This is a genomic window from Arthrobacter sp. zg-Y919, from assembly GCF_030142045.1.
In the GTDB taxonomy this organism is placed as follows: Bacteria; Actinomycetota; Actinomycetes; order Actinomycetales; family Micrococcaceae; genus Arthrobacter_B.
This window is the reverse complement of sequence record NZ_CP126242.1, coordinates 1,670,253-1,694,930: the sequence shown is the minus strand read 5'-3', so window position 1 is coordinate 1,694,930 and position 24,678 is coordinate 1,670,253. Positions and strand designations below refer to the sequence as shown.

The 24,678-nt window shown below is 67.0% G+C and carries 26 protein-coding genes; 16 read left to right on the top strand and 10 right to left on the bottom strand.

Annotated features, from left to right (window positions below; translation table 11 throughout):
• Positions 1-72 precede the first annotated feature (72 nt).
• The 8 genes from QNO10_RS07965 (at position 73) to QNO10_RS07930 (ending at position 6,915) form a co-directional block, all read left to right on the top strand.
• Entirely contained in the window at positions 73-810 is a 738-nt protein-coding gene (locus QNO10_RS07965; RefSeq protein ID WP_229948020.1) for a M15 family metallopeptidase, read from the top strand.
• Positions 811-858: 48 nt separating this feature from the next.
• Entirely contained in the window at positions 859-1,335 is a 477-nt protein-coding gene (locus tag QNO10_RS07960) for a hypothetical protein (protein WP_229948022.1), read from the top strand.
• Positions 1,328-1,645 (top strand): transcriptional regulator, encoded by a 318-nt coding sequence (locus QNO10_RS07955; RefSeq protein WP_229948026.1) that lies wholly within the window; start codon positions 1,328-1,330, stop codon positions 1,643-1,645. Before QNO10_RS07960 ends, QNO10_RS07955 begins: the two co-directional genes overlap by 8 nt.
• A gap of 85 nt (positions 1,646-1,730) precedes the next feature.
• A complete protein-coding gene (locus QNO10_RS07950) occupies positions 1,731-2,885 on the top strand; it encodes an NAD(P)/FAD-dependent oxidoreductase (RefSeq protein ID WP_229948028.1) in 1,155 nt (384 codons plus the stop codon).
• The gene (sigJ, locus tag QNO10_RS07945) at positions 2,825-3,766 is read left to right on the top strand and encodes an RNA polymerase sigma factor SigJ (RefSeq protein WP_229948031.1); all 942 of its coding nucleotides are present in this window, start codon (positions 2,825-2,827) and stop codon (positions 3,764-3,766) included. Before QNO10_RS07950 ends, sigJ begins: the two co-directional genes overlap by 61 nt.
• 72 nt (positions 3,767-3,838) lie before the next feature.
• Positions 3,839-4,666 carry an SDR family NAD(P)-dependent oxidoreductase gene (locus tag QNO10_RS07940; protein ID WP_229948033.1) on the top strand — a complete coding sequence of 276 codons (828 nt, stop codon included), beginning with the start codon at positions 3,839-3,841 and terminating at the stop codon, positions 4,664-4,666.
• A gap of 76 nt (positions 4,667-4,742) precedes the next feature.
• Positions 4,743-5,138, top strand: a complete 396-nt coding sequence (locus QNO10_RS07935) for a hypothetical protein (protein WP_229948035.1) — start codon at positions 4,743-4,745, stop codon at positions 5,136-5,138.
• A gap of 787 nt (positions 5,139-5,925) precedes the next feature.
• Positions 5,926-6,915, top strand: a complete 990-nt coding sequence (locus QNO10_RS07930) for an HNH endonuclease signature motif containing protein (protein WP_349665748.1) — start codon at positions 5,926-5,928, stop codon at positions 6,913-6,915.
• 73 nt (positions 6,916-6,988) lie between these two features.
• On the opposite strand, the gene QNO10_RS07925 is transcribed toward QNO10_RS07930, so the two are convergent.
• Positions 6,989-7,546 carry a DUF4334 domain-containing protein gene (locus QNO10_RS07925; RefSeq protein ID WP_229948036.1) on the bottom strand — a complete coding sequence of 186 codons (558 nt, stop codon included), beginning with the start codon at positions 7,544-7,546 and terminating at the stop codon, positions 6,989-6,991.
• A gap of 48 nt (positions 7,547-7,594) precedes the next feature.
• Entirely contained in the window at positions 7,595-8,503 is a 909-nt protein-coding gene (locus QNO10_RS07920) for a sugar-binding transcriptional regulator (RefSeq protein ID WP_229948093.1), read from the bottom strand.
• Between the two features lie 204 nt (positions 8,504-8,707).
• Here QNO10_RS07920 and QNO10_RS07915 point away from each other — a divergent pair, with 204 nt between their 5' ends.
• On the top strand, positions 8,708-10,489 hold the full coding sequence (locus tag QNO10_RS07915; RefSeq protein WP_442860247.1) for a glycerol-3-phosphate dehydrogenase/oxidase: 1,782 nt from the start codon (positions 8,708-8,710) through the stop codon (positions 10,487-10,489).
• Positions 10,490-10,574: 85 nt separating this feature from the next.
• Here the strand turns inward: QNO10_RS07915 and QNO10_RS07910 are convergent, their stop codons facing one another.
• Positions 10,575-11,066, bottom strand: coding sequence for a CarD family transcriptional regulator (locus QNO10_RS07910; RefSeq protein ID WP_229948037.1), 492 nt, complete (start codon positions 11,064-11,066; stop codon positions 10,575-10,577).
• Between the two features lie 83 nt (positions 11,067-11,149).
• On the opposite strand from QNO10_RS07910, the gene hrpB reads away from it, so the two are divergent.
• Positions 11,150-13,780: an ATP-dependent helicase HrpB gene (gene hrpB / locus QNO10_RS07905; protein ID WP_229948039.1), complete on the top strand. Its 2,631-nt coding sequence runs from the start codon at positions 11,150-11,152 to the stop codon at positions 13,778-13,780.
• A gap of 56 nt (positions 13,781-13,836) precedes the next feature.
• Here the strand turns inward: hrpB and QNO10_RS07900 are convergent, their stop codons facing one another.
• Complete coding sequence (locus QNO10_RS07900; protein WP_229948043.1) at positions 13,837-15,009, bottom strand: cupin domain-containing protein; 1,173 nt, start codon at positions 15,007-15,009, stop codon at positions 13,837-13,839.
• Between the two features lie 400 nt (positions 15,010-15,409).
• Between QNO10_RS07900 and QNO10_RS07895 the strand changes: the two genes are divergently transcribed.
• Both QNO10_RS07895 and QNO10_RS07890 read left to right on the top strand, forming a co-directional pair.
• Positions 15,410-16,990 (top strand): Na+/H+ antiporter, encoded by a 1,581-nt coding sequence (locus QNO10_RS07895; RefSeq protein WP_229948046.1) that lies wholly within the window; start codon positions 15,410-15,412, stop codon positions 16,988-16,990.
• 11 nt (positions 16,991-17,001) lie between these two features.
• On the top strand, positions 17,002-17,328 hold the full coding sequence (locus tag QNO10_RS07890; protein WP_229948049.1) for a hypothetical protein: 327 nt from the start codon (positions 17,002-17,004) through the stop codon (positions 17,326-17,328).
• A gap of 19 nt (positions 17,329-17,347) precedes the next feature.
• Here QNO10_RS07890 and QNO10_RS07885 read toward each other — a convergent pair whose 3' ends face one another.
• The gene (locus QNO10_RS07885; protein ID WP_229948051.1) at positions 17,348-17,515 is read right to left on the bottom strand and encodes a hypothetical protein; all 168 of its coding nucleotides are present in this window, start codon (positions 17,513-17,515) and stop codon (positions 17,348-17,350) included.
• A 66-nt stretch (positions 17,516-17,581) separates the two neighbouring features.
• Between QNO10_RS07885 and QNO10_RS07880 the strand changes: the two genes are divergently transcribed.
• Positions 17,582-19,021: an MDR family MFS transporter gene (locus tag QNO10_RS07880; protein ID WP_229948097.1), complete on the top strand. Its 1,440-nt coding sequence runs from the start codon at positions 17,582-17,584 to the stop codon at positions 19,019-19,021.
• A gap of 7 nt (positions 19,022-19,028) precedes the next feature.
• Here the strand turns inward: QNO10_RS07880 and QNO10_RS07875 are convergent, their stop codons facing one another.
• Positions 19,029-19,565 (bottom strand): GNAT family N-acetyltransferase, encoded by a 537-nt coding sequence (locus QNO10_RS07875; protein ID WP_229948053.1) that lies wholly within the window; start codon positions 19,563-19,565, stop codon positions 19,029-19,031.
• A gap of 133 nt (positions 19,566-19,698) precedes the next feature.
• On the opposite strand from QNO10_RS07875, the gene QNO10_RS07870 reads away from it, so the two are divergent.
• Positions 19,699-20,928, top strand: coding sequence for an acyl-CoA dehydrogenase family protein (locus tag QNO10_RS07870; protein ID WP_229948055.1), 1,230 nt, complete (start codon positions 19,699-19,701; stop codon positions 20,926-20,928).
• A 38-nt stretch (positions 20,929-20,966) separates the two neighbouring features.
• Here the strand turns inward: QNO10_RS07870 and QNO10_RS07865 are convergent, their stop codons facing one another.
• From QNO10_RS07865 to QNO10_RS07850, 4 genes are all read right to left on the bottom strand, one after another.
• On the bottom strand, positions 20,967-21,788 hold the full coding sequence (locus QNO10_RS07865; RefSeq protein ID WP_229948058.1) for an SMP-30/gluconolactonase/LRE family protein: 822 nt from the start codon (positions 21,786-21,788) through the stop codon (positions 20,967-20,969).
• Between the two features lie 66 nt (positions 21,789-21,854).
• Entirely contained in the window at positions 21,855-22,445 is a 591-nt protein-coding gene (locus tag QNO10_RS07860) for a TetR/AcrR family transcriptional regulator (protein ID WP_229948060.1), read from the bottom strand.
• Between the two features lie 68 nt (positions 22,446-22,513).
• A complete protein-coding gene (locus tag QNO10_RS07855) occupies positions 22,514-22,978 on the bottom strand; it encodes a GatB/YqeY domain-containing protein (protein WP_229948063.1) in 465 nt (154 codons plus the stop codon).
• A 47-nt stretch (positions 22,979-23,025) separates the two neighbouring features.
• Positions 23,026-23,628, bottom strand: a complete 603-nt coding sequence (locus tag QNO10_RS07850) for a maleylpyruvate isomerase family mycothiol-dependent enzyme (RefSeq protein ID WP_229948065.1) — start codon at positions 23,626-23,628, stop codon at positions 23,026-23,028.
• Positions 23,629-23,804: 176 nt separating this feature from the next.
• Between QNO10_RS07850 and QNO10_RS07845 the strand changes: the two genes are divergently transcribed.
• Together QNO10_RS07845 and QNO10_RS07840 are read left to right on the top strand one after the other, a co-directional pair.
• On the top strand, positions 23,805-24,257 hold the full coding sequence (locus tag QNO10_RS07845; RefSeq protein ID WP_229948067.1) for a Fur family transcriptional regulator: 453 nt from the start codon (positions 23,805-23,807) through the stop codon (positions 24,255-24,257).
• A gap of 128 nt (positions 24,258-24,385) precedes the next feature.
• The gene (locus tag QNO10_RS07840) at positions 24,386-24,670 is read left to right on the top strand and encodes a hypothetical protein (protein ID WP_229948069.1); all 285 of its coding nucleotides are present in this window, start codon (positions 24,386-24,388) and stop codon (positions 24,668-24,670) included.
• Positions 24,671-24,678 lie beyond the last annotated feature (8 nt).

The window sequence follows — 24,678 nt, the reverse complement described above, 5'->3', positions numbered from 1 at the left end:
CTGGGAAAGATCCGCGTCGGTCCTCCCGGACTGAACCGGCCTATGGGAAGGTAGTCCGGGGAGGGAACCACCATGCCGCGTCAGCACATCACCACGCACATCGCCATCCTCGGCTGCGTGTGCCTCGGTCTGCTGGCGTACCTCTTTCATCTTGACCAGCCCGTCTCCGTGTATGCCGGGACCACCAGTACCGCCCAGGACTTCGATTCCCCGGGCAGTGTGTCCGTGGTGGTGAACAAACAGCGCCCGCTCGGTGATCCCGGCTATGTGCCCGCGGTGCTGATCGAAACCGGCGGGATTTCCCTTCGCCAGGAAGCCGCTGAAGCATTTGCCCAGATGGCCCGCGACGCCGAAGCCTCCGGCGTCGCCATCACCGCCGTCAGCGGCTTCCGTACTGCCGAATCCCAGGCCCGGCTGCACGATGCCTATACCGGGCGGTACGGCACGGAAGTGGCGGAGTCGATCTCGGCCCTGCCCGGGCAGAGTGAGCACCAGACCGGACTGGCCGTGGATATCGGTGCTTCCGGCGGGGAATGCTCGCTAAAGGCCTGTTTTGAAGGGACCGCACCAGGCGCGTGGGCGGCTGCCAATGCCCAGCGGTACGGCTTCATTATCCGTTATCCGGCCGGCGCCGAGCACATTACCGGCTACGCCTATGAGCCCTGGCACCTGCGGTACGTAGGTCCGGACGCGGCCGGAAAAATCCACGGCGCCGGGATCACGCTCGAGGAGTACGCCGGACTGTATGAGCCACCGGGCGCCGCACCGTCCTCCGCGCCTGGGAAGAATGCAGTGGAGCCCGTGCCGTAGGTTTCCGTTCCGTTGACACCGGCAGAGGCGGTCAATACTCTTTCCATCATGGAAAGTAACTTCACGGAATCAACTGAGGCTGCCGACCGCCTCCGGATGCTCTCGACTGACCGCGGGACACTTGTGTCTTCCGCTGCTGAACCCCGGACACTGCTGGCGGGGGTTGGCGCGCTGGCCGCGTGCTGGGTGGCGTCCGCCGCGGACACCAATCCCGGTGCCAATTACGAAACGCCGACCTGGACCTGGATGCTTGTAGCACTGCTGTTCGTCCTCCTGCACCTGATCCAGCGGAACGCCGGAGTGAAATTCGGCAGCTTGGGTGCCCCGGCCATCGGAGCCATCAGCATGGGGGTGCTGCTCTGCCTGGTTCTGTTTTCCGTGAGTCTGGCCCTGGTGTCGCTGGATCTCGCCTGGGCAGTAACGCTCACCAGCCTTACGGCCTTCCTGCTGGTGACCTGGCTCGCCGGCGTTGCCTACCGGGCCGCAGTCCGCCACCTGCGTGCGGCGTGCCTGCCGCATGCCTAAGCCCCGGTTCGACGAAGTGGTGCATCCACCGACGCGCCTGCGCATCTGCGGGCTGCTGCGTCCGGTGGAGCAGATGGACTTTGCCGTGCTCCGGGACACCCTCGGCATTTCCGACGCCACCCTCTCTAAGCAGCTGAAGGTGCTGGGCGACGCCGGCTACGTGCGCCTTGCCAAGACGACGTCGCCGGCCCGCCGGGACGCCCGCCGGATCACGTGGGTGGCCCTCACCCCGGCCGGTCGCTCGAGCTTCGACGCCCATGTGCTGGCCCTGCAGGAGATTGCGGGCCTGGCGGCCGGCCGACCGGAGTGAGAGCCGGTCACAAACCCGCCCCGGGCGGTGTCCTATGTGCAGCCGGCGTGGAAGCCGGAAGTGACGGACATCAGGGAGTGCGCTCATGGGTACCACAGCAGTCATTCTGGGCGGGGGATACGCAGGGGTTATGGCGGCCAACCGGCTCGCCGGCAGCGGCAGGCCGGGGCTCGACGTCGTCCTGGCCACCCCGGACCAAAGGTTCGTTGAGCGCATCCGGCTGCACGAATACGCGGCCGGAACCCGCCCGGATGCCACAGTCGATTTCGATTCCCTCCTGCATCCGGCCGTTCACCGGGTTACCGGCCGGGCAGTACGGATCCGGCCGGCGGAACGGACCGTGCAGCTGGCCGACGGCCGAACGCTGGCCTACGACTACCTGGTGTACGCCGTGGGCTCTGCCGCCGCGGCGGCACCGGACGGCGCCGTGCGCATGGAACAACTCCAAGGAGCGACGGCGGCACGGGGCCAACTCGCAGCGCTGCCTGCCGGGGCCCGCGTAGCAGTGGTCGGCGGCGGGTTGACCGCCGTGGAGACGGCCGCCGAGACAGCCCGGACCCATGGCCGGCTCCGCGTCAGCCTGCACAGCGCGGAGCCCATCGCGCCGCGGCTGGGCACACAGACCCGCCGGTCCGTGGAGAAGAGCCTGCGCCGGGCCGGAGTGGAACTGCACAGTGGAACGCCGGTCCGTGCGGACGGGGACGTGCGCACCGGCCTGGGCGCCGACGTCGTCCTCTGGTGCGCCGGGTTCGCCGTGCCAGGGCTGGCTGCGGCAAGCGGGCTTCCGGTGAACGACGGCGGGCGCCTGTGCCTTGATTCGACGCTGCGGGTACGCGGCCAGGACCGTATTTACGGAGCCGGCGATGCCGGGGTGATTGACGACCCGTTCTACGACTACCTGCGGATGTGCTGTGCGGCTGCCCTGCCCATGGGGGCCGACGCGGCAGGAAACATCCTCCGGGCCCTGGACGGAACGGCGGGAGTGCGGCACGACAGCGGATTCCGCGGCCTGTGCATTAGTCTGGGCCGCAGTGACGGGGCGGTCCAGTTCCTGTCTGCCGACGATTCTCCGACCCGCTTCCACCTGCACGGCAGGACGGCGGCCGTCCAGAAGGAAATCATCTGCCGGATGACACTGCGCTGGATCCGCGGTGAAGCCAAACGGAGCGGAGCGTACACATGGCCAACAGGTCCGCAGGCGGCGACGACGGCGGCTCCCGCACCGATGACCCGCAGCTGACCGGTGTGCGGCCAGGCCGCGACACCGAATTCCTGAGGCACCGCGGCATGGTCTTCACCATTGCCTACGACGTCCTCGGCACCGTGGCGGATGCCGAGGACGTGGTGCAGGAAACCTATCTGCGCTGGCGGGCGGTGGATGTTCCGGTGGAAAACCCACGGGCCTACCTGGCCCGCACGGCCTCCCGCCAGGCACTGAATTCGCTCCGCGCCGCATCCCGGCGGCGGGAAGACTATCCGGGCGAGTGGCTGCCCGAGCCTCTGCCTACCGGTCCGGCCCGGCTGGCAATGGATCCTGAGGCGGCGGCCCTGACGGCCAGCGAGGTGTCGACGGCCATGCTGGTGCTGCTGCAGACCCTGAGTGGTCCCGAGCGCGCCGCGTTTATCCTGCACGAGGTCTTCGACTTTGGTTACCCGGAAATAGCCGCGTCCCTCGAGATGGGCGAGCCCGCCGTGCGGCAGACGGTTCACCGGGCACGGACCCGCCTTCGGTCCGGAACGCCCAGGAGTGTGCCGGATACCGGGGAGCACCGCGCCGCCGTCGAACGTTTCCTGGCCGCCACCATGACCGGGCAGGTGCAGTCGCTGCTGGACGTGCTGGCTCCGGACGTGGTTCTCGTGTCCGACGGCGGCGGCAAGGTCAGTGCCGCACTGCGGCCGGTCTACGGTCCGGAGAAGGTGGCGCGCCTGATGATCGGGCTGGCGGACAAGTACGGAGCCGGAGCCGTCCCGAAATTCGTCGAGCTCAACGGGCTGCCCGCCGTCGCGTTCCGGGAGGACGGCGCGGTGACCACCGTCTTCCAACTGGAACTGGCCGATGGCCGGGTACAGGCGGTGTACGCGGTTCGCAATCCGGACAAGCTGGTCCGGCTACAGGGGTAAATCCGCGGCATGCGCAGCTAAGGTGGAACGGTGTTGCCGCCACCGGCCGCACTCTGAGGAAAGCAGGATTTCGTGTCTCCCAAAACCATCGTGATCACCGGTGCCAGTGACGGAATCGGTGCGGCCGCTGCAAGACGGCTCACCCAAGACGGGCATCACGTGGTGCTGGTGGGGCGGTCCCCGGAGAAGACCGCCGCCGTCGCCAGGGACACGGGCGGCGAGTACTTCCTGGCCGACTTCGCGGACCTGGGCAGTGTACGTACCCTGGCCTCGGAACTGCTCCAGCGCTACCCGCACATTGATGTCCTGGCCAATAACGCCGGAGCGGTTTTCGGCAACGTCCGCCAGGTCACGGAGGACGGACACGAGATGACGTTCCAGGTGAACTACCTGGCGCCGTTCCTGCTCACCCAGCTACTCACAGACCGGCTCCTTGAGTCCAAGGGCACAGTGATCAACACTTCCAGCATGGCCAACCGCTTGTTCGGCAACGTGGATCTGGACGATCTGGAAAATGAAAACGGGTACAACCCCAGCAAGGCGTATGGGAACGCCAAGCTGGAGCAGATCCTGTTTACGGAGGAGTTTGACCGCCGGTACCGTTCGCATGGTGCAACTTCCACCGCCTTCCACCCGGGAGTGATCGGGTCGAGCTTCTCCAATGCGGAAGGCTCGGCAATGCGGGCGGTCTACCAGTCACCGCTGCTGCGCAGGCTTCTCCCGACGCCGGAAAAGGGCGCCCGGACGCTGGTGTTCCTGGCGGAGGGAACCCCCGGAACGGACTATCCGACCGGCAAGTACTTTGTCCGGAGCAAGGTGGCCAAGCCCAACAAGCAGGCCGGGGACGCGGCGCTGGCCCTTGGGCTGTGGAACCGTTCGGTGGCGATGCTGGCTGAATGACCGGTGGCGGTTGGCCGGATGAGGCGGCGAGGGTACTGCTAGGCTGCTCCCGAATCACTGGGGGAGAGGCTGGCACATGAAGAAGACGGCGGTTGCAGGTCTGCTGGTACTGGGCGGTCTGCTGTCCGGATGCGGCGGCAGCGGGCACAGCGGGCAAAGCGGGCAAGGCGGGGAGGAACAGGCCGGTTGCGTCGGCGGTTACGAGGGCTGGTGGAATTCCACTCCGGTGTCCGGTGATAACGCCGACCTGCCGGAGGAGACGGTGACTGTGGATACAAACACCGGGAAAACCATTGATGCCTTCAACCGCAGCCGGAACGACGCCGGCAAGGCCACCGATGTGTCCGACGTCGGCTACCAGCCCGTCCCCGACGAAAGCTGGCCCGCCGATTCGGTAGTAGTGATCGACACCGCCACAGGCAAGGTCATTGAAACCATAGCGGTGGAGCCGGGAACGCAGGTCTGCCAGTAGGTGCCCCGCCAATAGGCGCAGGGTAACGGGGTGCGTGCGGTGTAGCCGGGCAGCGCGATGAGGGCAGGTAGTAGACCCAGAAAGACGGGTATTTTCAGTGTCCTCGGAGGCACCGTTTAAGCCTGTTTGGAGGCCTGAAATGTCAGTGCCGGATGAAATCTTTGGGCTATGGATCAGGTCGGGAATACCGGACGGACAACCGAAAAACCAGGCAGTGACGACCACCAGCCAGAAGGCATGACGGGTGAATCGGATGCGCCGCGTGCGGCCTGTACGTTGTCGGTTTACCGGGCGGAGCTGGACGGCGAACCATCCGTGGCCGCTGATGCCGGTGCCTCCGAAGCCGGGAATCCAGCAAACGGGTACCTGGACGGTTTCACCGGGACTCTGGCACTGCAGAACCTCGAGTCCTTCGACGATTCCGCCGTCGCGGAAGCCCTGTCCCGGGTGGAGCACCTGATTTCCTGGGGGCAGGCGCTGCAGGTCCGCCTGCTCAATCGGATGGAGGAACTGTTCCGGGATAGCTTCTTCGACGCGTCGGAGCGGGATAAACCCGGGATAGCTTTTAGCCTCGCTGCTTCGGAATGCGCCGCCATTCTGAGGGTTCCGCAGATGACAGGTGAGCGGCTGCTGAGTGAGGCCGGCCAGCTGTGCGGCGCCCATACCGCCACACTTTCCGGCCTGGAAGACGGACGGTTCTCCTACCAGCATGCCCAGGTGGTCCTGGATCAGTGCCAGAACATTCCCGCCTCGAAACTCTCCGGGTTCGAAGCTGACCTGCTGAAGGCTGCTGAAGGCTGCCGAAGGTCAAACGCGGGCACAGTTCTCGGCCAAGGCGCGACGGCTGCGCGAAAAGAAATTCCCGGAGACTGTCAGCAAAAGGCACCTGACCGCCTTCGAGCAGCGCATGGTCACCCTGGACAGGGAGGAGGACGGCATGTCGTGCCTGTCGGCGCATTTACGGGCCGCGGAAGCGCAGCAGATTTACACCGCTCTCAGCACTGCGGCGCGGGGTGAGCAGGCCGGAGGGGATTCACGGACAAGTGATCAGCTGAGGGCCGACATTCTGGCGCAGCTGCTGATGGGCGGCCTCGGCTCCACCCGGGTCAGAAATACGGGCGGAGCGAACCGGGCAGGTGCAGCGGCAGAAGAGTACGGCGACGGCGGTAGTGTTGCAGGACCGGACGAGGGAATCATCCCGCGGGCGGAAATCATGGTGCTGATCAACGCCGAGACTCTCTTCGGAGCCGACGACCAGCCCGCCGAACTCCACGGGTACGGACCGATCAGCGCCGAAGCGGCCCGGAGACTGGCCCGCAACGCCGCCGGCTGGACCGGACTCGCCCAGGACCCGCACACCGGGGAGATCCTCGGGGTTGGGCGGCGGCGAAAAGTACCTGCCGGGCTCCGGCGCTGGCTTCGGGCCCGTGACGGAACCTGCCGGTTCCCCGGGTGCAGGGTCAACACGGCGGTTTCGGACATTGACCACACCATCGACTGGGCGAAGGGTGGCCCCACCGACCACGGAAACCTGGAACACCTCTGCCGCCGGCATCACCGGTTCAAGACACTCGGGTACTGGAAAGCCTGCCAACCCACACCAGGGGTCATGGAGTGGACCTCGCCGACCGGAAGGATCTACCGCACTGAACCTCTCCTGGACCTGGACCTGGCACGTCCGAAACCGGGCTGGGGCATGTCTTGGGAGCGAGAGGATTCCCGACAGAACGACCCCCAAGGCACCGGATCGCGTGCGGAAGCCGCACCGCCGTTCTGATCCCACGCCGACAAAACCGGCATCCAGGCGAACAACTGTGGCGGGACTTGCCGTCAAGAAACGTGCAGCCCAGCTAGCCCCTGTGCAGCGCGAAGAAGAACGGTGCCCCGGGACCACGCAGGTCCATCGCGCCCAGCACAGTCCCGTCGTCGACCCGGCGGAACACATCCAGGACCGGCAGGGCGTCGTAGATCATGGCTGCGCTCAACACTCCGCGGTACTCGGTCATCCGCAGCCGGGCGCCGGGCCGGCGGGTCCGCGCCAGCCGCAAGGCAGGATGAACAGCCGCCTGCAGCCCAGGCTTCCGCAGCAACGGGCCAAAGCGCAGGACGGCAGCAAGCGGCACCAGCGCCGGATTCACGTTGAACACGCCACCTCCGGCTCCGGAGACGACCAGCGGGAAGACCTCCTCCGCGCCGTCGAACCGTTTCCCATACCAGCCCAAGGGTTCCAGGAGCCCGTCCAGCCGGTGCCCGGTGGGCACTTCGCTGCCCCGCCAGGAGCCGAACAGCTCCGGCACCTGGACCGGCGGCAGGGAATCAAAGAACGCCAGGGCAGTCCCGGCATCGGTTCCGAGCTGCAGCTCCTGCAGCCGAAGCTGCGCAGAAGTGGGGTCAGCAGTGGGGTCCAAGGTTCCCTCCCTCATCCGGGTGTGCGTGCAGTCCTGCGACGACGCGAGCTAGGAGGACACGAGCCGCCTGGCAGAATTCTCGTCCAGGATCAGGTCCGTCACCAGTCCTGCACGCAGGGCCCCCAGCAGGCTGGTGGTTTTGGTTTCGCCGGCCACCACACAGATCCGGCGGGGGATCTCCCGCAGCGAGGACAGATCCGGGCCTGTGCTTCGGTAGTTGAGCTTGATCCCGTCCCAGGTGCCGTCGGCACGGTAGAACATGGTGGCGACGTCGCCCACCACACCCTCGGCCACCAGCTCGTTCAGGTCCTCTTCGTCGAGGTAGGCACCGTTGTAGACGTGGCTGGGCACACCCGCCTCCATGGAACCGACCCCGAAAATGGCGGTGTTCATCCGGGCCTGCAGGTCCAGCACCCGTTTCACCGGGCGTTCCCGCCACATTGCTTCCTTGGTTTCGGCGTGGTCGAAGAACGCCGGGACGGGGAACTGGACCACCCGGGCGCCGTAGGCATGCCCAAAACGCTGCAGGATTTCACTGGCGTACGTGATGCCGGAGGTGCGGAAATTTCCCGCGCCGTTCATCTGCACAATGGTGCTGTCATGGGTGTTCTTGACCGGAAGGTGCTGGCTTACGGCCGTCAGCGTGGAACCCCACGCGACGCCGATGATCGCATCGGAGTCGATGAGCGGCCCAATCAGGTGCGCTGCCTGCACCGCGACGCGCTGCAGCGCCTGGGCGGGGGAGACGGTTTCGGCCATGGGAACCACATGCACCTGGATGCCGAAGCGGGAGGCGATTTCCTGTTCCAGCGCGGGAGCCCGGTCCGACGGATTGCGGATCTCGATCCGGACCAGACCCGTACTGCGCGCGTAGGACAACAGGCGGGAGACCGTGGAACGGGAGATCCGCAGTTCCCGCGCAATCGCCTCCATGGTCAGGCTTTGCAGGTAGTACATCTGCGCGGCCCGGAGGGCGTCACGGTCCCGGCTCTCCTTCTCGCCCGCCCCCGCTCCGAAGCCGTCCGCGGACCTGCCACTGACACCAATGTTCATTCGCTGTCCATCGACACCGTTGCGTACTCCATGAATTCATTATCGCAGGCTGCACGTATGTGCATTGGTTCGGTCCGGCGGCCGGCCGGCTTCGACCATTGAGTAGATATGGCAACGCAGCCACAGAAGCGTTTGGAGAGATACGTGGACAATTCCGTGAACCCCAGCAAGGAAACCAGCGCCGCCCGGACCCGTCCGGTGGTACAGCAGTTGAAGGACCGGCCCAAGGCCTCGGTGCTGATCATCGGCGGCGGCATCAACGGCGTCGGCACCTTCCGGGACCTGTCCCTGCAGGGCGTGGACGTAGCCCTCGTGGAGCGCGGGGATTACTGCCAGGGCGCCTCGGGTGCGTCCTCCCACATGATCCACGGCGGCATCCGCTACCTGGAAAACGGCGAGTTCCGCCTCGTGCACGAATCCGTCGTCGAGCGCAACGCGCTGCTCCGCCTGGCTCCGCATTACGTCAAGCCGCTGCAGACCACCATCCCGATCACCACCACCTTCTCGGGCATCACCGCTGCGCCCCTGCGCTTCCTGACGCACAAGCAGGGCAAGCACACCGAGCGCGGCGCCGTGCTGATCAAGGCCGGCCTGCTCATGTACGACTTCTTCTCCCGCGGCGGCCGCGTGGCCCCCAAGCACAACTTCGTCGGCAAGAAGAAGTCCCTGCAGGAACTGCCGAAGCTGCGCCCGGACGTCAAGTACACCGCCACGTACTTTGACGCCTCGGTCCACAACCCCGAGCGCCTCACCCTGGACGTGCTCCGGGACGGCCTCGAAGCCAACCCGCAGTCCCGCGCCAGCAACTACGTCAGCGCCGTCGGCACCACCGAGGGCGGCACCGTGCTGCGCGACGAGGTCACCGGTGAAGAGTTCGTCTTCGACGCCGACGTCGTTATCAACGCCACCGGCGCCTGGGTTGACGAGACCAACGATTCCTTCGGCAAGCGCACCAGCTTCATGGGCGGCACCAAGGGCTCGCACATCGTCCTGGACCACCCGGAACTGCTGGAAGCCTGCTCCGGCCGTGAAATGTTCTTCGAGCACACCGACGGCCGCATCGTCCTGATCTACCCGATGGGCGACCGCGTCCTGGTCGGCACCACGGACATCGACGCCGACATCAACGAAGCGTCCGTCTGCACCGACGAAGAGATCGAGTACTTCTTCGAACTCATCGCCCACGTGTTCCCGACCGTCGACGTGCGCCGCGACCACATTGTCTACACCTTCTCGGGTGTCCGCCCGCTGCCCAAGCACGACGACACGCAGCCCGGCTTCGTGTCCCGCGACTACCGCGTGGAAAAGCGCACGGACAACCGCGGCGGCCGGAACGTCACCAGCCTGTCCCTGGTCGGCGGCAAGTGGACCACTTTCCGCGCCCTGTCAGAGACGCTGGCTACCGAGGCGATGACCGCCCTGGGCATGCCGCGCAAGACGACGACGGCGGAACTGCAGATCGGCGGCGGCAAGGACTTCCCGCGCACCGAGGCTGAAGAGCGCCTGTGGGTCAACCGCACGGCCTCGGACGTGGCCGACCGCGACCGCGTCCGCGTCCTGCTGACCCGTTACGGCACCCGCGCCGTCGACGTCCTGGACTTCCTGTCCCAGGGCGGGGACCAGCTGCTGGCCTCCACCAGCGAACTCAGCACCCGTGAGCTCACCTACATGGTGGAGAACGAGCAGATCACCCAGCTCGCCGACATCCTAATCCGCCGCACCTCACTGGCCTTCCGCGGCCTGGTCACCGAGGCCATGCTGACCGAACTGGCGGACCTGCTGGCTCCGCAGCTGGGCTGGGACGACGCCGAGAAGCGCCGCCAGGTCGAGTTCGCCCACAACCTGCTGGTCACCATGCACGGCATGAAGATCCCGGCGCTGGCTTCCTAGTACCGGAGTAAGACAACGGCAGCAGAGGGCGGACACCGATAAGGTGTCCGCCCTCTGCTGTTCTGACCCTGAGGGAACGGCTGAGCTAGGCGACCGCGGTGGTCGGTGCCCAGACGGCGTCCAGCTTCGCGCCGGCTTCGACCTCGGTGAGCCCGAGAGACAGGGATATTTCGGTCAGCAGCGGCCTGCGGGCATGGCGGAGCATCTCCCGCTCGGCCTGCGAGAGACCGCGGTCGGCGTCACGGAGCATCAGGTTGCGGACGACGGCGGCAATCACCATCGGATCACCGGTGGCAAGCTTCTCGGTGTTGTCCTTGTACCGGCGGGACCACTGGGCATCCTCTTTATCCGCCGGAGCGCGCAGGATGCCGAACAGTGCGTCGAGCCCGGTCCGGTCCAGGACGGGACGCAGGCCGACATGGTCCACCTGGTCAACGGGCACCCACACCATCAGGTGGGAGGACTGGACCTCGAGGACAATGCAGTTTTTCTGCAGGCGCGGATGGGTTTGGAACGAGCTGACAACGGCGGGGCCGTGATGGGGGTGGACCAGGATCTGGCCTTCGGAAAATGGCAACTGCTACCTCCAAGGAAGCGGAAGGGCAGGGGTGCGGCGACTTCTATTATTTTACCGCGTTCGCGCCGGGGCAGAATGGAAGAGTGACTTCTCCGGCCTCCCTGCCCGCAACCGGCCTCCGCCATCCCTTCGACCTGGCGGTCATCGGTGCCGGACTGGTGTTCGCCGAATCGGTTGAAGAGCTGGCCGCGGTACTGGCCGGCGCAGGCGGCGCCGGGACCGCCGTCGTGCAGGCACCCCCGGGAACCGGCAAGACCACGCTGGTCCCTCCGCTCGTCGCCGATGTGCTGGCACGCAGCAGCACGCAGCCCCGGGTGGTGGTCACCCAGCCCCGCCGCGTAGCCGTCCGTTCCGCCGCCCGCCGGCTGGCAGCCTTGGACGGCAGTGCCCTCGGCGGGCGGATCGGTTATACGGTCCGGGGTGAAAGCCGCACCGGTCCGGAAACACTGGTCGAGTTCGTGACGCCGGGAATCCTGCTGCGCCGCCTGCTGGCCGATCCGGGCCTGGAGGACGTGGATGCAGTCATCCTGGACGAGGTCCACGAACGCGGGCTGGAAACCGACCTATTGCTGGGCATGCTCACCGAGGTCCGGCAGCTGCGCGAAGACCTGACCCTGGTCGCCATGTCCGCGACCCTGGACGCACCGCGCTTCGCTGCCCTGATCGGCGCGCCCGACGGCGGTGGACCGGCCCCCGTCATCGGCTGCCCTTCGGCGCTCCACCCGCTGGAGACCGTCTGGGCACCCGCTCCGGTACCCCGGTTCGACGAACGCGGCGTGACCCGCGGGTTCCTCGACCACGTGGCGGACACCGCAGCGGCAGCCCATTCCCGGGCCGCGGCCGGCGATCCAAGTATCGACGCCCTGGTGTTTGTGCCCGGGGCACGGGAAGTGTTGGTTGTTGCGGACCGGCTGCGGTCCCGGGTCCCGTCCGGAACCGAAGTGCTGGAGCTGCACGGACAGATTCCTCCGGCCCAACAGGACCGGGCCGTCTCCGGCCGGGGTCATGGTGAGCCCGCACGGATCATTGTGTCGACGTCGCTGGCCGAGTCCTCCCTGACCGTGCCGGGCGTCCGGCTCGTGGTCGACTCGGGACTGGCCCGCGAGCCGCGCCGGGATGCCGCCCGCGCGATGTCCGGGCTGGTCACTGTGTCCTGTTCCCGTGCCTCCGCACAACAGCGCGCCGGCCGCGCGGCCCGCCTCGGTCCGGGCACGGTGGTGCGTTGCTACGACGACCGGGCCTACGGAGCAGCGCCCGCACACCAGACGCCGGAAATCGCCGTCGCCGACCTCACCGCCGCGGCGCTGGTGCTGGCCTGCTGGGGTTCGCCCGGCGGCGAAGGCCTGCCGCTTCCCGACGCGCCGCCGTCGGCCGCCATGCGCGACGCCGTCACGGTGCTGCAGGGACTCGGCGCCGTGGACGCGCAGGGACTGGCGACCGAACGGGGCAGGATCCTCGCCCGTATCCCCGCGGATCCACGGCTTGCGCGGGCGCTGCTCGACGGCGCAGGTGCGGTGGGCGCCCGGACGGCGGCTGAGGCGGTCGCGCTGCTCTCGGGGGATAACCGTGCACCCGGAGCCGACCTCACCCGCCTGCTCGCCGGAATGCGGGCCGGACGCGAACCGGGGGAGCGGCGCTGGTCCGAAGACGCGCGGCGGCTGGAGCAGCTGGCCCGCCGGGAGAAGGGAACCGCGCCGGCCGTGGCGGGAGTTTCAAACGGCGAAGCCCTCGGATACGTCATTGCCCTGGCGTTCCCGGACCGGGTTGCGCGGCGTGTTCCCGGTTCGGGCCAGGAGCGTTACCTGCTCACCTCCGGAACCCGTGCCGGCCTGCCCGCGGGCAGTTCCCTCACCGGTCAGGAGTGGCTTGCCGTCGCTGACGTCACGCGGGCGGAAGGGCGCGACGCCGCCGGGACCGGTGCCGTGATCCGTTCCGCCGCACCGCTGACACTGGCTACCGCGGAGGCCGCCGCCGAACACCTCGTCACGGACCTGGTGGAGGCCGACTTCGCCGGCGGCCGGGTCACGGCCCGGCGGGACCACCGCCTCGGGGCGGTTCTCCTGGGCTCCACCCCGGTCCGCCCGTCCGCCGAGGAAGGACGCGCCGCCGTCGCCCGTGCCCTGACGGCACGGGGGCTCGGCCTGATTGGCTTCTCCTCCGGGGCGGACGCCCTGCGCCGTCGGCTGGCCCTGCTCCACCGGGAACTGGGGGAGCCGTGGCCGGATGTCAGTGAGGCTGCGCTGCTGGCCCGGATGCAGGACTGGATGGGGCCGGAACTGGATGCGCTGGCCCGCGGAGCGTCCGTCGGCAGCGTCGACCTCCTGGAACCTCTGCGGCGGCTGCTGCCCTGGCCGGACGCTTCGCGGCTGGGTGAGCTTGTGCCGGAGCGGCTGGAGGTGCCCAGCGGTTCACGGATACGCATCGACTACCCGGAGGCGGGGGACGACGGCGGCCGGCCGGTGGTGGCGGTCAAGCTGCAGGAGTGCTTCGGCTGGGCCGAAACACCACGCCTGGTGGAAGGCCGCGTGCCGGTGCTTTTCCATCTGCTGTCCCCGGCGGGTCGGCCCCTGGCCGTCACCGGCGACCTGGCGTCCTTCTGGTCCGGACCCTATGCCCAGGTCCGGGCGGAAATGCGGGGCCGGTACCCCAGGCACCCGTGGCCCGAGGATCCCTGGTCGGCGAAAGCCACCGCCCGGACGAAAGCCCGGATGTAGGTCCGGATGTAGCTGCCCTGCACCAGCGCCGGCAGCGAGGCGCCGTTCCAGGGCCCTCAGCTCCGGGAAGCGATGAAGATTTGCGCGTGCCCGTCGACGGTCGCCGTCGTCGGGTCGCCCAGGTAGAGCATGCTGGCGCCCTGTTCCAGATCGGTGCTGACATCGCCCACCGTCACCCGTGCGTCGCCCAGCGCGGTGAGGACAACGGTGAACCGCTCCAGGGGGATGGCTGCGGCTGTGCCGTCGACCACGGCACGCCGCAGGCCCAGATCCTCACTCCAGAGCGGAATGTTCTCCTGGAACTCGTCCATGCGTTCCACTGGAAGGGGTGCGGGGCCGGTCTGGCCGTCTCCCAGAACCTGCTGCAGCTCCGCAATATCCACATAATCCTTGGTTAGTCCTGCCTTCAGGGCATTGTCCGAGAGGCCCATAACCACCATCGCCTGCCCGGACAGATAAGAGTGGAGGCAACCGGCGGGGGTAACCATTGCCTGCCCGGGATCCAGCTTGATGAGGTTCATGCAGATGGCTATGAGAATGCCGCGGTCGCCCGGGAAAAGCGGCGCAAGCCGGCGGAAGACGGCAGCAACGTCTGCGACGGGACCGACGGCGTCCGCCACGCCGGCCATGGCAGCCTCGGTTTCCCGAAGCGCACGGGCAATCTCGGAAGACTCCATGCGGAGCAGGGCATGCACCGGCGTCTCGTGCCGGAACGTCAATAGGGCGTGAAGCCATGGAAGGTCCGCCCCGTCGGCAATAACCCTCAGTTCTTCCCTGCTGCGCTCTCCGGACAGTACGCGAAGGGGTGTGAGTGCGACCGCCACCTCGAATTTCGCGTAGCGGTCCTTATAGTTCCGGTTCCCGGCGTTCAAGGGGACCCCGCGGGTCTGTTCACGGACAAAGCCCGCCAAGGCCTGGTCCGGCCGGGGGTGCAGCTGGATCGGCTTGGGAACATCAGCGTCCAGAAGATGCATCCGGAAGGGGACAGGCCGCACCGGCAGCGCTTCGGGGTGGGAGAAATGGCCGGGGTGGGCGGAAATGAGCCGATCAAGGGCTCCAGGCAGATCATCGGGATCCCAGGCGATCACGGCACCTGTAGCGGAAGGTGGCTTCTGCCGGTTGTCTTGACCGTGCTGCCGGTCGGGATATGTTGCGGCAGGGTCCGTCGATGCCTTCATCGCAGCTGCCGGGTTACGGGTTTCCCTGACCAATCCGTACACGGAAGTCATGAGCGCGGAACCTCCTTCCGGGTGGCCGGAGGGGTCAATGCAGCAAGGTCGGAACCAGGTACCTTCAACTCAATTCACCGCAGGGCGTGCCCTTTATCGCTTGGCCACCGGAGTGGCTTGGACGCAGAAAACCTCTGTCCGATTTTACCGGGTTTTCGGGTGCGGGAGGAGGCCTACGGGTTCCCGGTTTTCCGTGATCCCGCTGACCTTTCCATATGAATCCCGTCGCACCCCGGAGGATGCGCCGTGCCGCGCCCGCAGTGCAGAGCTACCCCCAGCTAGATGCACTCAATGCAATAATTAACGAAATACTTACGAATCCGCACGGAAGCAGGGGCAGGCACAATGGAAAACGCGGCGCGGTCAGTCCGAAGCAAGCCCCGAGCAGACGGCTGATCCGGTGGATTTCCTGATACTCCTGATCGGACTGCTTTTTGGAACGGTCCTGGCCGCCGGGATCGGCGAACGCATCCGGCTCCCGTACCCCGTACTGATGCTGATTTCCTCGGCGCTCATCGCTTTCCTGCCGATCATTCCCGAAGTGCACATCAACCCGGACCTGATCCTTCCCCTGTTCCTTCCGCCGCTGCTCTTCGCAGCCGCGCAGCGCAGCTCCTGGTCTGTTTTCCGCCTGCGCTGGCGTTCCCTGGTGCTGCTGGCGGTGGCATTGGTGGCAGTCACGGTGGCTGTGGTGGCCGGCGTTTCCTGGGCCCTGGTGCCGGCGCTCGGGCTTCCGGCCGCGATTGCCCTGGGCGCCATGGTCGCACCACCCGATCCGGTGGCAGTGGAGGCAGTCGCCCGGAAGGTCCGGATGCCGCGGCGGCTGATCACCGTGCTGCAGACGGAGGGCCTCTTCAACGACGCCATTGCCATTGTCATCTTCCAGGCCGCCGTCGCCGCGAGCACCAGCGGCGGGCACGTGGGCTGGGATGTGGTGCCCGACTTCCTCCTCGCCTCCGCCGGTGCCGTGGTGCTCGGTCTGGCCATGGCATGGGTCGTGGGCAGCCTGAACCGGTTCGTGCCGAATATGGTGGCCCGGTCGGCCGCCACGCTCGTCGCTCCCTTTGCCGTTTACCTGCTCGCCGAAGAGGTGCACTTCTCCGGAGTGGTCGCCGTCGTTGTTACCGCACTGGAACTTGGCCGACGGGCCCGCCCGCAGGATTCCGAGGAACGCCTCACCCGCACGGCCTTCTGGGACGTCGTGGAGCTGCTGACTACCGGTGCGGCATTCGGCCTGGTGGGAATCGAAATGCGGTACATCATCAAGGCCGAAGGAACCGAACTGCTGAGCTACATCCCCGGAATCCTTGCCGTGTGCGCGTCCGTGCTTGTGGTCAGGTTCCTGTGGATGATGGCGATCTACCGGATGGGCGGTACGGAAAAGAACCATGTGCCGGGCTCCCTGAAAGAAGTCCTGGTCCTCTCCTGGTGCGGTATGCGCGGTTTGGCGACCCTGGCGCTTGCCCTCGCACTGCCGGGCACCACGCTCGCCGGTGACGCCCTGCCCGGACGCAACTTCGTCGTAGCCTGCGCCTGCGCGGTCCTCATAGTGACCCTGGTGCTGCCGGGATTGACGCTCCCGTGGCTGATGCGCGCCCTGAAGCTGCCGGATGACCACAAAGAGACGGACCGGATGGAACGCGAACTCGCGCTCCGGGCCGAACGGGTTGCCGTCGAAACGATGAAGCGGTCGGCCGCCATCCAGCAGCTGCCGCCGGACCGCCGTGCCACCCTGGCCAAGCGGATGGCCTCGCTGCACTCCATGCTCCAGAGCGATGAAGAAGACGACTCGCAGAAGATGCTGGACCGGAAGGCGACCCTGGAGATCATGGACGTGGTCCAGCGCGAAGCCATGGACGCCGCCCGCCGGGAGGTGCTCGAGGCCCGCCGGCAGCGCGGCATGGATCCGGAGGCCGTGGACCGGGTGCTGCGCCGCCTGGATCTCCGCACCGTCACCATGGACCACCCCGAACGGCACTAGACTTCCTCTGCATGAGCAACAGTGTGGAATCCTGGCCGCATCTTGCCGTTGCCTGGCTGGTGCAGTCGGCCGCGGCCGCGGTACTGGCCGTCTCCGTCGTCGTCCTGCAGCTGTGGATTTTCCCGGAGACGGTTCAGGCGACGGTGCTGCTGGCCCTGATCCTGGGCTCAGCGGTGATGCTGCTGCTGTCCGCCCCGCTGTTCTTTGACTGGCTGCGCAACCGGTTCCAGCGACCCTGGGTGGTGCTGGTGCTCACCGCTGCCGCCACCATCGCCGGTGGATGCGCGATGGTGGTGCTGTTCGTGCTGGGGTTTGGACTCCTGGTCACCGGGTTCTAGCCTGCAGCCGGTCCGCGGTTCAGCGCTTGGCGAATTTCGGGTCGAACACGCCGGACAAACGGACAGGTGGATCCCGGCCGCCGTCGGCCACCGCATAGGATTGCAGGCCGGGCCCGCTGAAGTGCCGACCGTCCCCGCGCCGCCCGAAACTGCTGCGGCGCCCGCGCACCATGAATAGGACTTCCACTCCTTGAGTATCGACTCCTCCGCACAACCCGTTCCTACGGCCGGAACCTCCCGGCGCTCCAAGAAGGTGCCGGCTCCGGCCACATTGGATCCCCGCACCAAAACCGTCATCGGCATCCTGCTCGTTTCCTCGTTCGTCGTCATCCTGAACGAAACGATTATGAGCGTCGCCCTGCCAAGGCTTATGGCGGATCTGAACATTACTGCCGGAACCGCCCAGTGGCTCACCACCGGTTTCATGCTGACCATGGCCGTGGTCATCCCCGCCACGGGCTTCCTGCTCCAGCGCTTTTCCATGCGCGGCCTGTTCCTGACCGCCATGTCGCTGTTCAGCGCCGGAACCCTGCTCGCGGCGCTTGCCCCGGGGTTCGGCACCCTGCTGGGCGGCCGGATCATCCAGGCCAGCGGCACCGCCATCATGCTGCCGCTGCTGATGACCACCGTCCTGAACGCCGTTCCGGCCCACCGCCGCGGCCAGATGATGGGCACCATTTCCATCGTCATCGCGGTGGCGCCGGCCATCGGCCCCACGGTTTCCGGCATCATCCTCAACGCCCTGGACTGGCGCTGGATGTTCTGGCTCGTCCTGCCCATTGCCCTGCTGTCCCTGGGCCTGGGCGGGCTGAAGATCCGGAACCTCACCGAGACCAAGCGCGTGCCGTTCGACGTGCTCTCCATCGTGCTGTCCACCTTCGCCTTCGGCGGCCTGATCTTCGGCCTGAGCAGCATCGGTGAGGCAGCCCAGGGCAAGGAACTGATGCCGCTGTGGATCCCGCTGACCGCCGGCGTCCTGGCCATGGCCGGTTTCGTACTGCGCCAGCTGGTGCTCCAGCGCACCGACCGTGCCCTGATGGACCTGCGCACGTTCACCAGCAAGCCCTTTGTTGTGGCCATCGTTATGGTTCTGGTGTCCATGATGGCGCTCTTCGGCTGCCTGATTGTCCTGCCCCTCTACCTGCAGAACGTCCTGGGACTGGACACGCTCTCCACCGGGCTGCTGCTGCTTCCCGGCGGTGCCGTGATGGCCATCCTTTCGCCGATCGTCGGCAACCTCTTTGACCGTTTCGGACCCCGTCCGCTCGTGATCCCCGGGGCACTGGTGCTCAGCGGCGCCCTGTGGGGGATGACCCTGCTGACCGATGAAACCCCCGTCGGCCTGGTCATCCTGCTGCACTGCCTGCTCAATGCCGGGCTGGGGTTCATCTTCACCCCGCTGTTCACCTCGGCCCTGGGCTCGCTGGATAAGTCGCTCTACTCCCACGGCAGCGCGATCATCAACACGCTCCAGCAGCTTGCCGGCGCTGCGGGCACCGCCGTCTTCGTCACGCTGATGACCACGGGTACGACGGCGGCCCTGGCCGACGGCGCGTCAGCGGTCTCCGCTGCCGCTTCGGGCGTCCACACGGCGTTCTTCTGGGGAGCCGTTGTTTCACTGGTGGCTGTCGCGGCGGCGTTCTTCGTCCGCCGTCCCACCAACGAGCTGCCCGAAGGCGTGGCCATCCACTAGGACCGTCTCAGGAGGTCAGCGACAGGGACATCAGCACCTCGTCACGGTCGCCGCCGGGAAGCCGTAGCGCATCCCGGCGGCGGCCCACCTCCTGCCAGCCGCTGGAACGGTAAAAGTCTTCCAGGCCCACGCCGCCGCGTGCTTCAAGATGCAGCTGTTCCAGGCCAAAGTCCTCCGCCGCTGCCCGGGCGGCTTCCGACATCAGCGCGCGCCCGATCCCGGCTCCGCGGAACGGAAGTGCGGTCTGCAGCCGGGAGATCCGCGCCCAGTGTGCGGTCAAAGCCCCGGCATTACCCGCCAGGAGCAGCCATCCGGCCAGCCTGCGCTCAACTGTGGCAACCAGGAGGCGGTTCTCGGGTTCCCCGAGAGACCTGACCAGTGAGTCCACGGCCGAAAGGACCTGCTCTTCCGGCACCGGAAGGAACGGGAAGCCTACGGCACCACCGGCATTGGCCACTTCGTACCAGCACCTGCGGAGCTGTACCTGCAGCCGGCTGTCGACCATTTCCGGTGTGGTCAGCCAGGCCAGGCGAAAGTCCGTCATGGGGAAGATCATCGCAGAAGGAAGATCCCCGCCACGGCTCAACCCGCCGGGGGAGACGTGCCCCCATTGACCGACGGTGTGACGGGGGTCATACTAACTGAACGATTAGTTAGTCCTTCCGTCAGGAGTCTCCATGACCGTCACCCAATCCGCGCGCCCGGCCTTCGACCCCACCGCGGTGGCCGACGTCGACGCCGACCTCTACCTCCTCGATGAACTCCTGGACGACGAGGCCCGTGACGTGCGGGATCGTGTCCGGGCGTTCGTCGACAACGATCTGCTGCCGGTCATCAACGACTACTGGGAGCGGGCCGAGGTTCCGTACGAGTTGGTGCCCAAGCTGGCGGCACTGAACATTGCCGGCGGCACGATCAAGGGGTACGGCTGCCCGGGCATGAGCCGCATGGCCGCCTCCACCGCGGCTGCCGAACTTGCCCGGGGCGACGGTTCCATCAACACGTTCTTCGGTGTGCACTCCGGCCTGGCCATGGGCAGCATCGACATGCTGGGCAGCGAGGAGCAGAAACAGCGCTGGCTGCCGGCCATGGCGAGGTTCGAGAAAATCGGTGCGTTCGCCCTCACGGAGCCCAGCCACGGATCCGATTCGGTGTCCCTCGAAACCAGCGCCCGCCGCGACGGTGATTCGTACGTGCTCAACGGCAACAAGCGGTGGATCGGCAACGCCAGCTTCGCCGACATCGTGATCATCTATGCCCGCGACGAAGCCGACGGCGCAGTCAAGGCCTTCGTGATGGAAAAGGACGCCGACGGCAACCACCCCGCCGGCTACCGGGCTGACGTGATCACGGGCAAGATCGGCAAGCGGGCGGTCCTGCAGCCGGACATCGTCATCGAGGACCTCCGCATTCCCGCCGAAAACCGCCTCGCCAACTGCAACTCATTCAAGGACGTCAACAAGGTGCTGGCCGCGACCCGCGGGGGAGTCGCCTGGGAAGCGCTCGGACATGCGGTGGCCGCGTACGAGATTGCCGTGGCCTATGCCAAGGACCGGATGCAGTTCGGCCGGCCCATTGCCGGGTTCCAGCTGGTGCAGAACAAGCTGGCGAACATGCTTGCGCAGGTCACCGCGATCAAGCTGACCTGCTTCCGCCTCAACGAGCTCGGCGACCAGGGGAAGATGACCGGACCCATGGCGTCGATGGCCAAGATGTTCGCCGCCCGGCAGGGCCGCTGGGTCTGCTCGGAGGCCCGCGACATTATGGGCGGCAACGGCCTGCTCCTGGAAAACCACGTGGCCCGGCACCTGACCGACATGGAGGTGGTGTTCACCTATGAGGGCACCGACTCCATGCAGTCCTTGATCCTGGGCCGCCACATCACGGGCCTGTCCGCGTTCGCCTAGCAGTGGCTTGAAGTGGCAGTAACGGACAGGTGCAGGGGCTAGCGGACCCGCAGCCCCAGCACCTGGCCGGTATTGCCGGCTTCGGGGTCCAGCACCTCGGGCCACTGGGCGGCCATCATAAACAGCAGGCCGCCGTCCTCGCCGCCGGTGGCACAGGAGAAGCAGCCGCGGTCCAGCTGGACCGTATCGAGTACGGTTCCCCCTTCCCGGACGTGGACGCAGCGTTCGCCGGGGACCTCGGCGAACCAGATCCCGCCCGCGCCGTCCCAGCAGATGCCGTCCGGCGCGCTGCCGGAGACCCCCGCCCACTCCCCGTCGGGCGTGAGGCTGCCGTCGCCGCTGATAGCAAAGGACGCCAGGCGGCCGGCGTTGGACTCGGCGACCACCAGTGTGCCGCCGTCGTCGGAAACGAGCATGCCGTTGGGGAATGCCAGGCCGTCCGCCACCTGGTCCACGGAGCCGTCCGGCCGGATGAGCGCAATGATGCCGCTGGCCTGCGCGGCACTGGAATAGTCATAGCCAATGCCGTTGACGTAGATGTTGCCGGAGGGATGCACGGCAATTTCGTTCCACGGATAGTCCGAGATCCCCGCCAGGTCCGTGTGCGGGACCAGCCCGGCATTGGGTACCTCCAGCAGGACGGTGCCGTCCGTTCCGGAGACCACAACCATCCGTCCGTCCGGCAGCCAGTCGAAACTGATGGGGAACGACGGCACGGCCGATACCCGCCGGACGTTGCCGCCAGAGTCCAGCGCCGAGATAGTTCCCGCCGTCCAGTCCGCGAACCAGAGTTCACCGGCATGCCAGCGGGCCGATTCACCCATGCCGATTCCACTCACCAGTGTTGTCAGTTCCGCCATGCTGTACCTCGATCCAGAGGGTCCGGCTTCCAGTATGCCGCCGGCCCCCGGCTTACAACAGGTGTGTCAGGACGACTGCGCCGGCACGGCGCCCAGCATCCGCAAAGCAAGCCGGCTGTGGTGCAGGCCGATGCCGGCAGCGGTCAGCCGGCCGTCGCCGCGGTACCAGCGCGCTACATCCACGCAGAGGGAAAGCAGGGCCAGGACCGCAAGTCCGGTGTCCTCGACGTCGAACCGGCCTTCCTGCCGTCCGCGGTCGACGACGGCCCGGAACTCCGCGTCGACAGCCCGGCGGATCTTCAGCACCTCGGCGCGGTGGTCCTCCGTAAGGGCGGCCAGCTCGAAGTTCACCACGCTGGACTTAGTACGGTTGGCCGCCTGCCACTGAACGAAGTCGCGGACCATGGTTTCAATCTGCTGCACGGGATCGCTGCTTGATGCGGCACCGGAGCGGACCAGGGCCAGGGTGCGCTCGTGCCCGTGCAGCGAAATGCTGAACAGCAGCTCTTCCTTGGAGCGGTGGTGCACATAGACGGCGCCCGGGGTGACCCCGGCCGCCGTCGCAATGTCCCGGGTGGTGGTGCCGTGGAACCCCTTGGCTGCGAAGGCTTCCGTGGCGGAATCCAACAGGCGCTGGCCCGTGCCGGTTGCAGGCACCTGTACCTCCGATGGTGGGCAGAATGAGCGTTCAGCAACCAGAGTAACAGTGGGGTGCCGCGCTCCGGTCAGGCCAGGCGGGACCGCACGATTTCGCTCACTGCCTTGCCGTCAAAACGGCCTGCCACCTTGGCGGTTACCGGCTTCATGACCTGTCCCATCTGCCGCATCGTGGGTTCTTCGCCATCGGCCCGCAGGTCAGCGATGGCCTCGTCCACAATGGTTTCGACGTCGGCCCGGGTCAGGGGAGCGGGCAGGTAGGCTTCGATGATCTCGGCCTCGGCGACCTCGGCGGCGGCGCGGTCAGCTTCGCCGGCCTCCGTATAGATCTTTGCGGTGTCACGCCGTTTGGCGGCTTCTTTCTGCAGCAGGGAGACGACCTGTACGTCGTCGAGCTCCACCGGCGTCTTGCCCGACTTCTCCCGGGTGGTGATTTCGCCCAGCACATTGCGCACGGTAGTCAGCGCCGTCCGGTTGCCCGCTTTCATGTGGGTCTTCATGTCCGACTGCAGCTGTTCCTTCAAAGTGCCCATGGTCCTCGTCCTTACGGTGATGTGGTGCTTTCCCTCCCCATCGTCCCCTATGTGGGCAGGACGGGCTCCACGGGGCGCCCGGACACGGCGAGCAGCAGGTCCAATGCATCGGCTTCGACCGTCGTGCCGGTACCCCACGCAGTCCCGGTGCGGCGGTCGACCAGCCGCAGCCCCGCCGCCCGCTCACGCCCTCCGCCAAAAGCGCCCGGGGTGCGGAGCTGGTAGGCAAGGGCCCGGAGCACAGCGGGTTCCGGATAGCTTCCGCTGAGGCCGAGGGGCCGGCGGATGTCCTCGCCGTGCACGATTGCCTCGACGAGCCGGGTGGCCAGGTTGGCCGGCGGCGTCCGGGTCAGTTCCGACACGTCCCTCAGTGCGCGCAGGGTGTCCTGCGGGTCCTGACGCTTTTCCCGGAGGACCCCGCGGTGGTTCATGCGGTCGAAATCAAGACGTGCGCCAACCATGCCGCGGACGAACCCGATCTTGCCGGTGCGTGCCGTATCCACAAGGTGGGCGAGGACGTCGTGGACGCTCCACCCGGGACAGAGCGAGGGTACCTCCCACTGTTCGGCAGGCAGCGGGGCCAGGTCCGCGGCGAGGCGCCGCCGCTCGGCACGTACAACGTCCCAAACTGCTGCTGAAGACTTCCGCATTCCGGCTCCTTTTGTTGCTAAGCATTCGGTACCCAAGGGAACTAAGGGGGATTCGCCGGCGTCAATGGCGTTGCGCGGCGGCTATCACAGTGTAGGGAATTACAGCGTCCGGAATCACAGCCCAAAAGGGCCCTAGTTGTCTTGAGGCAATCAAAACAACTGTTAGGCTTTTTGTTATGCAGGAAGCGGCGGATACAGCACAAACCCTGGCCGGAGACATCCGGTCAGCGGGGCTGAAGTCCACGTCACAGCGGGTTGCCGTCCTGGCAGCACTGCAGCAGGCGCCGCACTCCAGCGCCGACAGCCTCCTGGCTTCCGTTCGATCGGAACTGCCGGGCATTTCCGCCCAGGCCGTCTACGGCATCCTGTCCGCCTTCACCGAGGCTGGACTGGCCCGCCGCGTTGAGCCCCCGGGTTCGCCGGCACTGTACGAGTCGAGGGTGGGGGACAACCACCACCATCTGGTCTGCATCCGCTGTGGAGCGATCAAGGACGTCGACTGCGTGATCGGCCAGGCACCGTGCCTGACCCCATCAGACGATTCCGGCTTTACCATCCTGGCCGCGGAAGTAACCTTCAGCGGCATCTGCAGCACCTGCGCACAGCAGGCGGATTCCTCCGCCCGCTAGGAGCGCACCACCGCCCACACCCCAGGCGGGCACCATTCAACGGCGACATACCAAACCGGGCTCAACGCTGCCCAAAACCATGCCGCCGTGGCCCGAGTCTCACCGCTAGCGTCAACTGAGGAGACACCATGACCACCTTGATCAACCGAACCGCCGCCGCCCCCACGCACAACGTGTCCACCGGCCGTACCCCGGCTGTACAGTCCGCAGCTGCTGCTCCGGCAGCCCTGCCCCGTCCCCGCGGCAGCTACACCACCCGCTACGACCACCCGCAGGGAACCCTGCGCGCCGAGGGAACCTACGTCTCCACGGGCCGCCGCGCCGTCACCCGTCCCCGCACCCTGGGCAGCTACGTCGACACCTCCAGCTACACCAACCGCCGCACCGAGGGCAGCTACACCTTCTGCAGCTAGGCGACGCC

What these genes read in the sequence shown, in the direction of transcription:
- QNO10_RS07900 (WP_229948043.1), bottom strand. Translation starts at nt 15,009, where the DNA reads ATGACTTCCGTGTACGGATTGGTCAGGGAAACCCGTAACCCGGCAGCT.
- QNO10_RS07840 (WP_229948069.1), top strand. Translation starts at nt 24,386, where the DNA reads ATGACCACCTTGATCAACCGAACCGCCGCCGCCCCCACGCACAACGTG.
- sigJ (WP_229948031.1), top strand. Translation starts at nt 2,825, where the DNA reads ATGGCCAACAGGTCCGCAGGCGGCGACGACGGCGGCTCCCGCACCGAT.
- QNO10_RS07875 (WP_229948053.1), bottom strand. Translation starts at nt 19,565, where the DNA reads ATGACGGACTTTCGCCTGGCCTGGCTGACCACACCGGAAATGGTCGAC.
- QNO10_RS07955 (WP_229948026.1), top strand. Translation starts at nt 1,328, where the DNA reads ATGCCTAAGCCCCGGTTCGACGAAGTGGTGCATCCACCGACGCGCCTG.
- QNO10_RS07890 (WP_229948049.1), top strand. Translation starts at nt 17,002, where the DNA reads ATGAGCAACAGTGTGGAATCCTGGCCGCATCTTGCCGTTGCCTGGCTG.
- QNO10_RS07960 (WP_229948022.1), top strand. Translation starts at nt 859, where the DNA reads ATGGAAAGTAACTTCACGGAATCAACTGAGGCTGCCGACCGCCTCCGG.
- QNO10_RS07965 (WP_229948020.1), top strand. Translation starts at nt 73, where the DNA reads ATGCCGCGTCAGCACATCACCACGCACATCGCCATCCTCGGCTGCGTG.
- QNO10_RS07915 (WP_442860247.1), top strand. Translation starts at nt 8,708, where the DNA reads ATGGCAACGCAGCCACAGAAGCGTTTGGAGAGATACGTGGACAATTCC.
- QNO10_RS07845 (WP_229948067.1), top strand. Translation starts at nt 23,805, where the DNA reads ATGCAGGAAGCGGCGGATACAGCACAAACCCTGGCCGGAGACATCCGG.
- QNO10_RS07950 (WP_229948028.1), top strand. Translation starts at nt 1,731, where the DNA reads ATGGGTACCACAGCAGTCATTCTGGGCGGGGGATACGCAGGGGTTATG.
- QNO10_RS07865 (WP_229948058.1), bottom strand. Translation starts at nt 21,788, where the DNA reads ATGGCGGAACTGACAACACTGGTGAGTGGAATCGGCATGGGTGAATCG.
- QNO10_RS07870 (WP_229948055.1), top strand. Translation starts at nt 19,699, where the DNA reads ATGACCGTCACCCAATCCGCGCGCCCGGCCTTCGACCCCACCGCGGTG.
- QNO10_RS07935 (WP_229948035.1), top strand. Translation starts at nt 4,743, where the DNA reads ATGAAGAAGACGGCGGTTGCAGGTCTGCTGGTACTGGGCGGTCTGCTG.
- QNO10_RS07920 (WP_229948093.1), bottom strand. Translation starts at nt 8,503, where the DNA reads ATGTACTACCTGCAAAGCCTGACCATGGAGGCGATTGCGCGGGAACTG.
- QNO10_RS07855 (WP_229948063.1), bottom strand. Translation starts at nt 22,978, where the DNA reads ATGGGCACTTTGAAGGAACAGCTGCAGTCGGACATGAAGACCCACATG.
- QNO10_RS07850 (WP_229948065.1), bottom strand. Translation starts at nt 23,628, where the DNA reads ATGCGGAAGTCTTCAGCAGCAGTTTGGGACGTTGTACGTGCCGAGCGG.